The sequence below is a fragment of the Flavobacterium sp. KH_001 genome (assembly GCF_057840745.1).
This window is the reverse complement of the sequence record NZ_CM174520.1, coordinates 4,119,625-4,133,649: the sequence shown is the minus strand read 5'-3', so window position 1 is coordinate 4,133,649 and position 14,025 is coordinate 4,119,625. Positions and strand designations below refer to the sequence as shown.

At 34.9% G+C, this 14,025-nt stretch carries 17 protein-coding genes; 12 read left to right on the top strand and 5 right to left on the bottom strand.

All coding sequences use genetic code 11. From position 1 onward, the window contains the following. Positions 1–10: 10 nt before the first annotated feature. From AC3ITQ_RS17770 to AC3ITQ_RS17725, 10 genes are all read left to right on the top strand, one after another. On the top strand, positions 11–988 hold the full coding sequence (locus AC3ITQ_RS17770; RefSeq protein WP_489235469.1) for a nitrilase-related carbon-nitrogen hydrolase: 978 nt from the start codon (positions 11–13) through the stop codon (positions 986–988). Positions 989–1,036: 48 nt separating this feature from the next. After that, on the top strand, positions 1,037–2,332 hold the full coding sequence (locus tag AC3ITQ_RS17765; protein WP_489235468.1) for an epoxide hydrolase family protein: 1,296 nt from the start codon (positions 1,037–1,039) through the stop codon (positions 2,330–2,332). A gap of 194 nt (positions 2,333–2,526) precedes the next feature. Next, positions 2,527–2,946 carry an organic hydroperoxide resistance protein gene (locus tag AC3ITQ_RS17760; RefSeq protein ID WP_489235467.1) on the top strand — a complete coding sequence of 140 codons (420 nt, stop codon included), beginning with the start codon at positions 2,527–2,529 and terminating at the stop codon, positions 2,944–2,946. Positions 2,947–3,231: 285 nt separating this feature from the next. Beyond that, on the top strand, positions 3,232–3,642 hold the full coding sequence (locus tag AC3ITQ_RS17755) for a cupin domain-containing protein (protein WP_489235466.1): 411 nt from the start codon (positions 3,232–3,234) through the stop codon (positions 3,640–3,642). Positions 3,643–3,790: 148 nt separating this feature from the next. Beyond that, positions 3,791–4,828 carry an alpha/beta fold hydrolase gene (locus AC3ITQ_RS17750; RefSeq protein ID WP_489235465.1) on the top strand — a complete coding sequence of 346 codons (1,038 nt, stop codon included), beginning with the start codon at positions 3,791–3,793 and terminating at the stop codon, positions 4,826–4,828. Positions 4,829–4,979: 151 nt separating this feature from the next. Further along, a complete protein-coding gene (locus AC3ITQ_RS17745; RefSeq protein WP_117595805.1) occupies positions 4,980–5,390 on the top strand; it encodes an organic hydroperoxide resistance protein in 411 nt (136 codons plus the stop codon). Between the two features lie 98 nt (positions 5,391–5,488). Beyond that, on the top strand, positions 5,489–6,262 hold the full coding sequence (locus AC3ITQ_RS17740; protein ID WP_489235464.1) for a DUF1223 domain-containing protein: 774 nt from the start codon (positions 5,489–5,491) through the stop codon (positions 6,260–6,262). Then, a complete protein-coding gene (locus AC3ITQ_RS17735) occupies positions 6,259–6,405 on the top strand; it encodes a hypothetical protein (RefSeq protein WP_489235463.1) in 147 nt (48 codons plus the stop codon). The genes AC3ITQ_RS17740 and AC3ITQ_RS17735 overlap by 4 nt, the downstream gene beginning before the upstream one ends. A 125-nt stretch (positions 6,406–6,530) precedes the next feature. Next, entirely contained in the window at positions 6,531–7,547 is a 1,017-nt protein-coding gene (locus tag AC3ITQ_RS17730) for a sensor histidine kinase (RefSeq protein ID WP_489235462.1), read from the top strand. Beyond that, complete coding sequence (locus tag AC3ITQ_RS17725) at positions 7,528–8,295, top strand: LytR/AlgR family response regulator transcription factor (protein ID WP_489235461.1); 768 nt, start codon at positions 7,528–7,530, stop codon at positions 8,293–8,295. The genes AC3ITQ_RS17730 and AC3ITQ_RS17725 overlap by 20 nt, the downstream gene beginning before the upstream one ends. A 99-nt stretch (positions 8,296–8,394) precedes the next feature. Here AC3ITQ_RS17725 and AC3ITQ_RS17720 read toward each other — a convergent pair whose 3' ends face one another. From AC3ITQ_RS17720 to AC3ITQ_RS17710, 3 genes are all read right to left on the bottom strand, one after another. Then, entirely contained in the window at positions 8,395–9,192 is a 798-nt protein-coding gene (locus AC3ITQ_RS17720; RefSeq protein ID WP_489235460.1) for a DUF1223 domain-containing protein, read from the bottom strand. Positions 9,193–9,540: 348 nt separating this feature from the next. After that, positions 9,541–10,356, bottom strand: coding sequence for a helix-turn-helix domain-containing protein (locus AC3ITQ_RS17715; RefSeq protein WP_489235459.1), 816 nt, complete (start codon positions 10,354–10,356; stop codon positions 9,541–9,543). A 65-nt stretch (positions 10,357–10,421) separates the two neighbouring features. Then, a complete protein-coding gene (locus AC3ITQ_RS17710) occupies positions 10,422–11,111 on the bottom strand; it encodes an SDR family NAD(P)-dependent oxidoreductase (protein ID WP_489235458.1) in 690 nt (229 codons plus the stop codon). 130 nt (positions 11,112–11,241) lie between these two features. On the opposite strand from AC3ITQ_RS17710, the gene AC3ITQ_RS17705 reads away from it, so the two are divergent. Continuing rightward, positions 11,242–12,216: an IS110 family RNA-guided transposase gene (locus tag AC3ITQ_RS17705; RefSeq protein ID WP_489235457.1), complete on the top strand. Its 975-nt coding sequence runs from the start codon at positions 11,242–11,244 to the stop codon at positions 12,214–12,216. On the opposite strand, the gene AC3ITQ_RS17700 is transcribed toward AC3ITQ_RS17705, so the two are convergent. Together AC3ITQ_RS17700 and AC3ITQ_RS17695 are read right to left on the bottom strand one after the other, a co-directional pair. Then, the gene (locus AC3ITQ_RS17700; protein WP_489235456.1) at positions 12,192–12,509 is read right to left on the bottom strand and encodes an SDR family NAD(P)-dependent oxidoreductase; all 318 of its coding nucleotides are present in this window, start codon (positions 12,507–12,509) and stop codon (positions 12,192–12,194) included. The two genes, AC3ITQ_RS17705 and AC3ITQ_RS17700, sit on opposite strands and share 25 nt — an antisense overlap. A gap of 156 nt (positions 12,510–12,665) precedes the next feature. Continuing rightward, positions 12,666–13,061 carry a DoxX family protein gene (locus tag AC3ITQ_RS17695; protein ID WP_489235455.1) on the bottom strand — a complete coding sequence of 132 codons (396 nt, stop codon included), beginning with the start codon at positions 13,059–13,061 and terminating at the stop codon, positions 12,666–12,668. A gap of 162 nt (positions 13,062–13,223) precedes the next feature. Between AC3ITQ_RS17695 and AC3ITQ_RS17690 the strand changes: the two genes are divergently transcribed. Further along, on the top strand, positions 13,224–13,796 hold the full coding sequence (locus AC3ITQ_RS17690) for a Crp/Fnr family transcriptional regulator (protein WP_489235454.1): 573 nt from the start codon (positions 13,224–13,226) through the stop codon (positions 13,794–13,796). Positions 13,797–14,025 lie beyond the last annotated feature (229 nt).

Here is a 14,025-nt window from a genome sequence, read left to right as displayed (position 1 = left end):
AACAAACACAATGAAAAATATTAAACAAACAGAAGTAAATCGAATTTTAAAGGTTGCTGCTGTACAAATTAGTCCCGTTTTATACAGTCGTGATGCAACTGTTGAAAAGGTAGTCAAAAAAATATTAGATCTTGGAAAGCAAGGTGTTCAATTTGCCACATTTCCGGAAACAATCGTGCCTTATTATCCATATTTCTCTTTTTTGCAGGCTCCGTTTGCAATGGCAAAAGAGCATCAGCGCCTATTGGAAGAATCAGTTACGATTCCATCTGCTGCAACCGATGCAATAGGAAATGCAGCAAAAGAAGCAAACATGGTAGTATCGATTGGAGTAAATGAAAGAGATGGAGGAACCATTTATAATACACAGCTTCTTTTTGATGCTGATGGAACACTTATTCAACGCCGTCGAAAACTAACACCAACCTATCATGAAAAAATGATTTGGGGTCAAGGTGATGGTTCTGGTCTGCGTGCAATTGATAGTGCAGTTGGCCGCATTGGTCAGCTTGCTTGTTGGGAACATTATAATCCGCTTTTTAGATATGCCCTGATTGCTGATGGAGAGCAAATACATTCGGCTATGTATCCGGGTTCTATTTTTGGGCCGTTATTCAGTGAACAGACAGAAGTGAATGTTCGACAACACGCGCTTGAATCAGCTTGTTTTGTTGTTGTTGCAACCGGATGGTTAGATGAAGATCAACAAGCTCAAATAGCTAAAGATACCAATGGGTCAACAGGTCTTATTAGTGGAGGTTGTTTTACTGCTATAATTGGCCCTGACGGACAAATTATAAGGGAAGCTCTTAAATCTGGAGAAGGAGAAGTCATAGCTGAAATAGACTTTGCACAAATTGATGCCCGCAAAAGACTTATGGATGCCCGCGGTCATTACAGCCGTCCGGAACTTTTAAGTTTACTGATCGACAGAACTCCAAAACCTCATGTTCACGAACGTGCAGAGCAATCTATTTTACAAGAATAATTTCTACGAAACAAAAAAATAAAAACATAAAAGTAAAGGAAATACAAAATGAAAAATACAGTAAAAATTATTGCTCATACAGTATGGGTAATAGTATTCGCACTAGTGATGAGCGAAGTTACAGCACAAGAGAAAGTAAAAACAAATGTGAAAAATGATGAGACAATTCGTCCCTATCGCGTAAATATTTCGAATGCCGATTTAAAAGATCTAAAAGAACGAATTCAGGATACAAAATGGCCAACAAAAGAAACCGTTGCCGATCAGTCTCAGGGAGCAAATCTTTCTAAAATGAAAAATCTTGTAAACTATTGGGGAACTACTTATGACTGGAGAAAAGCAGAAGCTAAACTAAACGCTTATCCACAGTTTATAACAAAAATTGATGGTGTCGATATCCACTTCATTCATGTTCGCTCTAAAGAAAAGAATGCAATGCCAATTATCCTAAGTCACGGATGGCCGGGATCAGTATTTGAATTTATAAATGTTATCGGCCCCTTAACTAATCCTGTTGCTTATGGCGGAAAAGCCGAAGATGCTTTTGATGTAGTTATACCATCATTACCAGGATTTGGATTTTCAGGAAAACCAACAGAAGCAGGATGGGACATTGACCGAATTGCAAAAGCATGGGCAGTATTGATGAATCGTTTGGAGTATAAACAATATGTTGCCCAAGGTGGAGACTGGGGAGCTGGAATTGTCAATTCAATGGCATTACAAGCGCCAAAAGGACTACTTGGTATTCATAGTAATTTACCGGCAACCTTACCGGCAGAAGCAGGAAAAGCACTTGGAAGCGGAATAGCACCAGAAGGATTTTCTACAAAAGAACGTGCTTCTTTCGAGCATCTTAGTAAATCAATCAGAGGTGGTGATTTCACGTATAAAACTACAATGACTACAAGACCACAAGCAGTGGGTTATGCTCTTAATGATTCTCCTGCGGGTCTGGCAGGCTGGCTTCTTTTACATCCCGGTTTTGCTAATTGGTCGTATGGTATAGATCCTAAACAATCTCCAACAAGAGATGAAGTGTTAGATGATATTTCATTGTATTGGCTTACAAACAGCGCAGCGTCAGCATCAAGAATTTATTGGGAAAACAGAAACATCGAGATTGTGAGTTCGGCATCAATGAAAACCGATCAGATTAAGTTGCCAGTTGCTATTACCGTTTTTCCCGAAGATGTTTTTACATCACCGGAAACATGGGCACGCAAAGCATTCAAAAACTTAATTTATTTTCACGAAGTAGATAAAGGCGGACATTTCGCAGCATGGGAACAACCACAATTGTTTACAGCAGAATTACGTCTTGCATTTAAAACGCTTAGATAATTTAAAATAGGGGGCTAAGTTGCTAAGGTTCTGAGATGCTAAGGCTTTTTATCTCAGAAATAATTAGAACCGTAGAATCTTAGAGACTTAGAACCACAAAAACAACAATAAATAAAAAATGCTAAGATGCTAAAGTTTTTATCTCAGAACCTTAGCACCTCAGTACCTCAGAACCTTAAAAAAAAAACACAAAAATGGAAACAAACAATTCAAAAGTGCTTTACACAGCTGTAACGCACACAACAGGTGGAAGAACAGGCGAATCTCGCAGTTCAGATGGTAAATTAGATATCAAACTTTCAACTCCGGGATCTACAGGTCCGGGTACAAATCCGGAACAATTATTTGCGGCAGGCTGGTCTGCTTGTTTTATTGGAGCAATGGGAAAAGCAGCGGCAAATTTACAAGTTACACTTCCTGCAGGACATTACGTTAGTACAGAAGTTGACTTAGTTTCAGGTGATGATGGTTATTCATTGCAGGCACGCTTAAACATCAGCTTACCAGGTTTGAATCCTGAAGTTGCTAAAAGCATAATACAAGGTGCATCAGAAACTTGTCCTTATTCAAAAGCTATAAAAGGCAACATTAAAACAGAGTACAATCTTATCTAAAAAAAGAGAAATCTTTTTAAAAGGTTCTGTTTCCATTTTTTTGGAAGCAGGACCTTTTTTAGTTTAAAAACTATGAAATAAAAGACGAGCATAGCCTTATAAAGGATCATTACGATCGGACTTATTTCATTTATCAAATCTCCTATAAACTCCAGCTTTATGCCTGTCCGTTTCACCTTTTACTTTGTCCGTTTGAGCTATTTTCTGATTTCAAAAAAAGGATAGTCGAAGTACTTTTGACGAAGAAATTAACTGATAATCAAACAACTTAAAAAAATAAATAACATGAAAACAAATTCAAACTTCAGATCAAATGCAATAACAATTCTTAGCTTTTTTGCATTACTTATTTCAGGCGCAGTTTCAGCCCAGCAATCAGGAATAAAACGTACCGATTTACAAAAACATGACCTGAGCGCTGCCGGATACGAAACCGTACAGGCGAAAATTGATTTTGATGCACATTCCGCTTTCGGAAAACATTCTCACCCTGGTGAAGAAGTGATCTATGTTTTGGAAGGTTCATTAGAGTATGAAGTCGAAGGTAAGGGAACAGTAACATTAAAAGCTGGAGAAGTACTTTTTATTCCTGCAGGCGTAGTGCATTCAGCGAGAAATAATACTAATGCAAAAGCTTCAGAATTGGCAACTTATATCGTAGAGAAAGGAAAACCTGTTTTGGTTTTAAAAAAGTAGTTCATCAACGAAATTTTCAACTTTCAGTCTGTCCGTTTCAGCTTTTACTTCGTCCGTTTGAACTCTTTTCTCATTTCAGAATAACCATAGGCAGACTACTTTTGACGAAGAAATTAACTAATAATCAACTAAATAAAAAATAAGAATTATGAAAACAATATCAAAAATATCAAAACGTATTACAGCTTTAACTTCTAAAGTATTTTTAATCGCCGTTCTTTTCTTTGTAATGACATCAGTCCATGCACAATCAGAAAATCAAAAATCAAATCCAATTGCAGTAAGCTCTTCTCTTGGAACATTAAAACAAATTAACGCCGGTTTATTAAACGTAGGATATAGTGAAGCAGGAACTTCAAATGGAAAAGCGGTTATTCTGCTTCACGGCTGGCCTTACGATATTCACAGTTACAATGAAGTGGTTCCCATTTTAGTTGCAAAAGGTTACAGAGTAATCACACCTTATTTAAGAGGATCAGGAACTACAACCTTTCTTTCAAAAGATACTTTTAGAAACGGACAACAAGCAGCATTAGCAAACGATATTATCGCTTTGATGGATGCTCTTAAAATTGATAAAGCCGTTATTGGCGGATTCGACTGGGGAGCAAGAACAGCCGTAGTTATGGCGGCACTTTGGCCAGAACGTTTACAGGGATTGGTTTCGGTAAGTGGTTATTTGGTTGTCAATCTTGAAGCTAATTTAAAACCATTGCCTCCAAAGGCAGAATTAGGATGGTGGTACCAATATTATTTCGCTACAGAAAGAGGAAAATTAGGATACGCCCAAAACACTTATGAGTTCAATAAACAAATCTGGCAAATCGCTTCTCCTTTATGGAAATTCGACAAAGCAACTTACGATCAAACAGCGCAGTCTTTTGATAATCCGGATCACGTAGCAATCGTAATTCATAATTACAGATGGAGACAATCTCTTGAACCTGGAGAATCTAAATACGATAGTTTAGAAAAACGTTTGGCCGCAAGACCTGCAATTAAAGTTCCGACAATTACCATAGGAAGTGATTTTGATGGCGCTTTCGCGGATGGAAAAGCGTACAGAGACAAATTCACAGGAAAATACAAACATAGAGTTTTAAAAGAAATAGGGCACAACGTACCACAAGAAGATCCGAAAGCATTTGCGCAAGCGATTATAGACGTAGCTAATGGTAAATTGTAAATGGTTAATGATTAATTACCTTTTACATCTCACATTTTACATCTCAATATTAAGCATATAAAAATCACATTTTACAACTCACAACTCACAATTCACAATTAACAATTCACAATTAACAATTCACAATTAACAATTCACAATTAAAAAAGTCATGGAAACAAAAATCTTATACACAGGAAAAACACACACTACAGGTGGTCGCGAAGGAGCATCACAAAGTTCAGATGATCAATTGAATATTAAATTAAGTTCTCCGGGGTCTTCACGTCCTGGGACAAATCCGGAACAGCTTTTTGCAGCGGGTTGGTCAGCCTGTTTTATTGGCGCAATGGGAATCGCCGCTTCAAAACTAAATATTAAATTGCCTGCAGATACTGCCGTTGATGCAGAAGTTGATTTAGCTGTAACGGACGGAGCTTACTCCTTACAGGCAAGATTGAATATCAGCCTGCCAGGTTTAGATACTGAAACTGCAAGAAAATTAGCAGATGAAGCGCATCAGACTTGTCCTTATTCAAAAGCGACAAGAGGAAATATTAATGTTGAAATTAATATTCTTTAAATAGCTATAGATGTAAAATGTAAAAATGTAAAATGTTAGATGTTGTTAACCCTTTTTCACATCTAACATTTCACCTTTAACCTCTAACTAAACAAAAAATGAAAAAAATAAAAAGAATACCCGCATTCTTTATTGCAGTGATTCTCCTAATCGGAATAACTGCTTTTGGACAAAACAAGCCAGAGAAAAAAGCAGTGAAAGGTTTTGCACTTTTGGAATTATATACTTCTGAAGGCTGTTCGAGTTGTCCACCAGCAGATGAATTGATGGGAAGAATTCAAAATGAATATCAAGACGACAATGTTTATGTTTTGGCTTATCACGTTGATTATTGGGACAGACAGGGTTGGAAAGATGTTTTTAGTAATGCAGATTATACCAAAAGACAATATGATTATGCCAAGTTCCTTGGAAAAGAACCTATTTACACACCGCAGTTAATCATAAACGGAAAAGCAGATTATATTGCTTCGCAAGAAACGTTGGTTAGAAATGGAATAAAAGCCGCACTTTCAAAACCTGTTATGACCGATTTGTCTTTAGAAGCCAGCCAGACCAATAATAATCTTAATGTAAATTATAACATCGAAGGAACTTTTAAAAACAGTAGTTTATTAATTGCAATTGTTCAAAAGTCAGCCAAAAGTAATGTGAAAAGAGGAGAGAATGCAAATCGCATTTTATCTCATTATCAAATTGTACATCATTTGCATTCGGTAGATCTGAAAGACAAAAAAGGAACAGTTTCTATTCATCTGCCAAAAAGTTTTAGTACAAAAGATTTTGAAGTAATTGGCTTTGTTCAGGATAAAAACAATGGCGCAATTTCGGGAGCAACAAAAGCTAATTTCCAATCCTCTTCTGTTTTATGAAAACGCTCTTCTTAAGCTTAGGCCGTTGCAGCAAAACGGAAAAAGCAAAACGCAGCAGCACTTTAAAGCGTTATGAAAATGATCTTATTATAAAAGAAAACATCATGCAGCTCATGCAGGATAATAAAGCACTTTGGCTCTAAATCAAATTTAAAAAGGTAATGAAATCGGGATAAAAATATTTTGTTCCGATTTTTTCCGTCATTAAAAAATGCTTTTAAAATATCCTATCTTTGACAAAGCGAGATCTAAAAACACATAAAAAATTATGGAAAAAGTAAAAAGCTTTCACGTATCCCGTAAGGTGATTTGGGGAAGTTCTATCGCATTGGCAATTCTTGCTTCGATACCAAAATTATTTGACGGCGCTTCAACTCCGGGAGATCTTATCATCAATTCTTCAATTACCCTGATGTTCTCTATTTTTATATGGTATTACAATATTTACAGCCTGCCTAAGTTTTCTTCGCAGCGTACGAATAAAAGCTTATTCAACTGGAAACTTTTATTGAGTGTTATCTTGGGAATTCTGGTTATGGTTATTCTCGTAATTGGACACCAGGAACTTTTTCAGATATCCAAAATGGATGCTCCCATTATGTTTGAATTGCGAGGTGTATTAATTAATTTGATAGTTTATATGTTTCTGCATTTGCTTTTTCAAAACTATCAGACGCAGCAAATGGGAGTGGAATTAGAACGTACGCATGCTGTAAATCTCGGAGCACAATACGAATTACTGAAACAGCAGGTGAATCCGCATTTTTTGTTTAATAGTCTGAATACGTTGAAATCGATGGTGGAAATTCAGGATCCGCAAAGCGCTGATTTTATTCTAAAATTATCTGATTTTTATCGGTTTACCTTAGAAAGCAGAAAAATGGATTTGATTCCGCTTCGCGAAGAACTTCAGATTTTAGATTCTTATGTTTATTTGCTAAAAGCGCGTTTTGAAGACGGATTTGTTCTAATAAATGAAGTTGATCAAAAACAATACGATTCAGCTATTCCGCCTTTTACTTTGCAATTATTAATAGAGAATTGCATTAAGCACAATGTGGTTTCTTTGGATAAACCATTGCTGATTAAATTGTATTCTGAAAATGACTTTTTAGTTATTGAAAATCCAATACAGCTTAAAAGAGGTGTTTTGTCAACAGGCGTTGGTCTTGATAATATCAATCAGCGTTTTATGCATTTAATTCACAAAGAAATTGAAATTGACAAAACCGAAACTATTTTTAAAGTAAAAATACCCATGATCTATGACTATCATAATAATTGAAGATGAAGTAAAAACGGCCAAAGCACTTGGTCAGTTAATTTTGAGTATCAGACCCGATACTCAAATTTTATCGTATATACAAAGCATAGATGGAGCTGTGAGTTATCTATCAGAAAATGATCAGCCCGATCTTATTTTCATGGATATTCAGCTTGCTGATGGTTTATGTTTTGAGATTTTCAAAAATGTTGCCGTTGTATCGCCGGTAATATTTTGTACCGCTTTTGATGATTATGCGATTGAAGCATTCAAATCAAACGGAATCGATTATGTTTTGAAACCGTTTTCAAGAGAAAGTATTGCGCAGGCAATTACAAAAGCAGCTGAATTAAAGAATTTCTTCCAAAGAAATAAAAAAGTGATGCCGGACTTCGAGTATTTATTAACCCGAACTGGAGAAAATAAAGGGAAAAGCAGTTTCCTGGTTTTCAAAAATAATAAGTATCAAACGGTTTTAACTGAGAACATTGCTTTATTCTGCATTAAAAATGAAACCCCAACAATTATTACTTTTGATAAAGCCGAATATCAAATTACGCAATCTTTAGATGAGGTTCATAAGCTATTATCTCCAACGCAATTCTTTAGAATCAACAGGCAAAATTTAATTAATTTTTCAGCGATAAGAGAAGCAGAACATTATTTCTCCCGTAAATTAATTCTAAAATTAACCATTCCGACAGAAGAAAAATTATTGGTTGGAAAAGAGAAAGCAACTGCATTTTTGAGTTGGTTAGAAAACAGGTAAATTATTTATTTTTTATGCCACAGATTTCACAGATTAAATTGATTAATCTTTTAAATCTTTTAATCTGTGGCTATAAATATATGTAATTAAAACGCCGATTTATAAGTGTAAATCGGCTTTTGTTGTTTGTAATATTTGGCCCGTCTTAGTATTTTGAATGAAAGCAATTATTTCGAAATCTTTTGAATTGAAATTGTCTGGTTGTACGATCATTATGTTTCCTTCTTTTTGAGTTAGTTGAAAAGAATTAAGCTGTTTTACAATCTGAACATGATGAAGGGTAGCACCTTGGTTTTCTCCACGAAATACTTTTGAAGTGGCTTGCTTCTGAATAGTAGCTACAACCAAATTAGCATCTTTTTGAAGCATATTGGTTGTATAATTAATTTGTAGAGAATCTTTAGTAGTTTTTACTGTTAGGTCTAAATTAGCCGTTGTTTTAGCTTCTAAGGCATTTGAAACTTTTCCGTATAAGGCTGTTTCATTGTAACCTGCAAATTCTGTAGTTCCGTTGATGATGAATTGCGGCGTATACATCACATACAAATTAAGCCAATCCTGATATTTTTGTTGACGCTTTGTAAATTCATTTGAACTAAATTGATCTTTCCAGCCCAAACGATCCCAATAATCTACATGGTAAGCCAGGAAATAAATATTTTTTTCTCCGGCTTCACGCTGCAATTTTGCCAATAATTCATCAGCAGGAGGACAGCTCGAACAGCCTTCTGAAGTAAAGAGTTCAACAACAGCAAAACCATTTTTGTTGATGGTTTCTATTTTGTTTTTTGTAGTTTTAAAACTCCCTGCTATTTCGCTTTCGGGAAACATAAAACAATCTAAAAAGAAGAGGGAGGAAAGGGTTATAGCGAAGAAGATTAGGATACTATTTTTCATAATTTCTATTTTTAAAATTTGACATTCTGTTTATTTACTCAAAGGTAAAATCACAGTAACTGTTTTTAAAGCGAAAAAATGTCAAGTGTCCATATTGGCAGTTGAATAGACCAATCTTTGGAACGAAGAAAGTTTCAGGTTTTCTTTGTTTCAGGTTTCAGGTTGTGACGCTTGCGAAATGAGAAATCGCATAGATATTTACCCAATATTATCACTTGAACGAAGGAGTAGATAATAAAGTCGAAATAAATTGATAATACTTTACAGAGTTGTTTCGGTAATTAATATTTATGAGAATGACATGCTATATCAACTTGAAACCTGAAACAAAGAAAACTTGAAACAAAACTAAATAACCTTAGAAGGAGACAATCCGTATTGTTTTTTAAAGGCGAAGGAGAAATGAGACAAATCCTCAAAGCCCACTTCCAAATAAACTTCAGATGGTGTTTTTCCTTTTTCTTTGATAAGATAATAAGCTTGCTGTAATCTTTTTTGTAGTAACCATCGACTTGGTGAAATGTCAAAAATACGTTGAAAATCACGTTTAAAAGTAGCCAGACTGCGACCGGTTAAATAAGCAAAACGTTCTAATTGCACATTAAAATGAAAATTCTTTTTCATGAAAGCTTCCAGATCTATTTTGCCGGGTTCATTAAAATCAAATAAAATATCCTTGAGCTCCGGTTTGCATTGCAGTAAAATATTGATAGCTTCATTTACTTTTAAAGCTTGAAGTTCTTCTGTAATTAATTGATCTTCGTTGATGTAAGGAATCAGTGAATCCATTAAACTTTTAAGCAACGGAACTTCTTTTAACTGAAAGACCGTTTCACTTTCAGGACTTTTAATTAAACTGGTTTTCAGATTGTGTTTTATGGAGAAATCACGTAATGCTTCCTGATTGAGATAAATGGAAATGGACTGAAAGGCAGTATTAGGATCGGGTTGTTTGTTGAATTTGATAAGCTGATTCCTTTTGATAAATCGAAAATCTCCGGGTTTGAAAACATATTCCTGATTTCCATTATTTAAAGTAAGTATTCCCGAAATCTGAAAACTTAAAACATGTTCTGCAGCAAATTGTTCGCCCTCCCGATTTTGGGTATAGTAGCAGGAATAAGCAATTGGAGACGTCTTTTGATTTATTTTTGAATCGTTCATATCACAAATTTATAAAAAAAAGGGCAGTAATTATGGATAACTGCCCTCTTCAAAATACCTTTAAATTATTGTTTTTTACCATTATTGGTATACCATTTTCCCTGTGCTGTATCAAAGAAACTTCCGGCATCATCATGGTCTGTGGATAAACTAATATCGATCCATTTTTCCATTTCTTCTGTTCGGCTTTGATCAGCATTTTTTAAAATACCAATTGCTTCACTTCCTAGTACCAAATGCACTGGTGGGTTTGGATGGGAAGCTAAATCAACCATCACTTTTGCTGCTTTTTCAGGATCTCCGACAGCAACAAATTTTCCTCCTTTGAAAAAATCAGTACGTTGTTTTACCATTTCGTAGCCTTCGATTTCAGCTGCATACGACATAGAAGCTCCAGCCCAATCCGTACGGAAACCACCTGGTTCAACACTTGTTACGAATATTCCAAGCGGGGCAACTTCCTTAGCCAAAGCTTCAGTAAAGCCACTTAAACCAAATTTTGCCGCCTGATACATCGTTAAACCTGGATTACCAACGCGTCCACCAATAGAACTGATTTGTAAAATTCTTCCTGAACCTTGTTTGCGCATATAAGGTAATACGGCGCGTGTAATTTCAATTGGTGCGTATAAATTGGTTTCCAACTGACTTCTAACTTGTTCCTCCTTTAGATTTGCTTTTTGAAATTTAATTAAATTTATGATTGAGAAAGGAAGCAAAAGTAAACTATTCGTTCCTCTGAGTTTGTGACTCATATCTTGATTAAGACTTTCGCTTCCCTTTCATCAAAGACTCAGATAGAAATTTGGGCTAGAGACCCGTTATCAAGGAGTTGAGCTTATGATGAATTTCTCAAATCATTTGTTGAATCGTAAAAGCAAAGTTATGAAAAACATTATTATTGGCATTGATATCAGCAGTAAGACTTTAGATATCTGTATTAAAAATGAGACAGTAAGCTACTTTTCCATTGAAAATAAAGTACCTGTTATTAAACGTTTCTTGAAAAGCTACTCGGGAGAAAAGGTAATTATAGCTATGGAAAACACAGGCAGATATAATTGGAATCTGTTTGAAGTGCTTGAAAAATTTGATTTTAAAGTTTATGTAATATCAGCTTTACATATCAAAAAAAGTATAGGACTTGTTAGAGGTAAAAATGATAAAATTGATGCTCTTCGCATTTGTAATTTCATCGAAAAAAATCATCAGGAAAGCAGAGAATGGAAGCCAGGTTCTTGTTCGATTAAAAAGATAAAAATACTATTAACCGAAAGAGCTTCAAGAATAAAGATTAAAAAGCAGCTAATAGTGCAGCAGCATGATTACAAACTCATGAAAAGTATTGGCTTAGATAAACAGCTAAAAGACTTAAATATTAAGCTTATTAAAGATATTGACGTCCAAATTAAGATAATAGAAAATGATATTGAAAATATAATCCAAAACCAAGAGAGTCTTAATCAACAACAGAAATTGATTAAATCTGTTCCTGGAGTAGGTCAGGTTTTATCATGGACATTGTTGTCAAAAACAGAAGGATTCACAACTATAACTGATCCTAGGAAAATGGCATGTTACAGTGGAGTAGTTCCTTTTGATTTTCAATCTGGAACATCATTAAAAAGAAGGCCTGGAGTATCAATGCTTGCTGATAAAAATCTAAAAACTATTCTGCATCTGGCAGCGATGAGTGCGGTCCGATCAGATAATGATTTAAGAACATACTACATTAGAAAAGTTGATGAAGGAAAGAATAAAATGAGCGTTTTAAACGCTGTGAGAAATAAAATAATCCATCGAGTTTTTGCGGTAATAAAAAACCAAATCCCTTATCAAAAAGATTTGGTTTTATCATAGAAATCAGTATAAGCTTCAGCCGCACCAATGATTCCGAATCCGGCATTGTTTACCAATACATCTATTCTTCCAAAATGTTCCGCTGCCGTTTTAACCGCGCTATATACTTGTTCGTAGTTGGTTACATCTAATGCTAATGGAAAAATTTGATCTTTAAAACGGTCTTTCAAATCGTTTAATTGATTGATATCGCGAGCTGTTGCTACAACTTTATCACCACTTTCTAAAACTGCTTCCGTAAGATTACGTCCTAATCCTCTTGAGCTTCCTGTAATAAACCATATTTTTTTCATTGTAATTGTATTTAATTGTTCATTACAAAATTACGTCGGAAGCAATGTTTGTTGTTTTGCTGAAAAGCTCAAATTTATTTGTTTAAAAGCTCAATGGTAAAAAAACAAAAAGCCTAAGAATAAATCTCAGGCTTTTTAGAATGGTATTGAAATAAGTTATTCTGCAGCAGTCGCAATATATTGAACACTATATAACTTTCTAAACATAAAATAAGTTACACTCACCATTACAAAAGCAATAATGGCATCGATTGTTGCAGAAAAGCCTAATACAGCTAATTTTGAAAAGAAGGCGAAAGTAATGTCAAAGAAAATACCCGCAAATACCCATTCTTTCAATCGCAATAATTTATTCGGAATTAATAAGGTAATTACGCCGGCAACTTTAAATACCCCAAGCAAGTAAATAAAATGTTCCGGATAACCTAATTGTTGTGTAATTCCCCAGACAATTGGATTGGTTGTAAGTTCGAAAAAACCGCTGGCGCCAAACCATAAAGAAGTTAAAATAACACCGGTCCAATAAATAATTTTTGTTGTTTTTGCATTCATGATTTTAAATTTTTAAGTTGTTAAACAGGACAAATTTCTATTAGATGTATCAAAAAAAATAGTGCTTTTTTGTCGAAGCGGACAATTTTAGCTTCCAAATAGGCAATCAATAAGTTCAACAGATTTTATAACTTTACAAAAGATTTATTCAGATTTTAAAAAATGGAAGCCAAAGAACTCTTACAACAACATATTGCTAAAATAGCTTCATTGACAGATGAAGACTTCGCTTATATTTTTTCTCATTTTAAACCACAATCTTTCAAAAAAGGACAGGTTATTATTGGTGAAGGTGATAAAGTAGATTGCGAATATTTTGTCATTTCGGGTTGTCTGAAAGCGTTCTTCATTAATGACGAAATTAAAATGTACATATTGCAGTTTGCCATGCCAACCTGGTGGGCTTCTGATTATGCTGCTTTATACAATCAGACACCTGCTACCATAAGTGTTGATTGTATTACAGATGCAGAAGTGCTTTGCCTTTCTAGTGAAGATCGCGAAAAACTTTGTAGTGAATTCCATCAGTTAGAACATTTTTTCCGCTGGCGAACGAACAGAGGTTATATCGCTTCTCAGAAAAGGCTTTTGTCCTTTATGAATAATAATGTCAAAAAAAGGTATGAGGAGCTTTTGGCATTATATCCTCAATTATACAATCTTGTCCCAAAACATTTAATTGCGGCATATCTCGGAGTTTCAAGAGAAACTTTAAGCCGATTGCATAGCTCTTAAAAGGAGATGTAATCAAAATGAATGGATTTGCATACGTCTGACTGGACTGAAGTCCAGCCCTACAATATATTTAGAGCCGAAGGCTCTTTCTCGTAAAGTTCGGTAAAGTTCCGGAGGAACGGTTTATTTTGTAGGGCTGGACTTTAGTCCAGTTAACGCCAACGCAAATGATTGATTCATATAACAAAACCAACATAATTTCCTGATTTAACCCAAAAATCAGAATGTG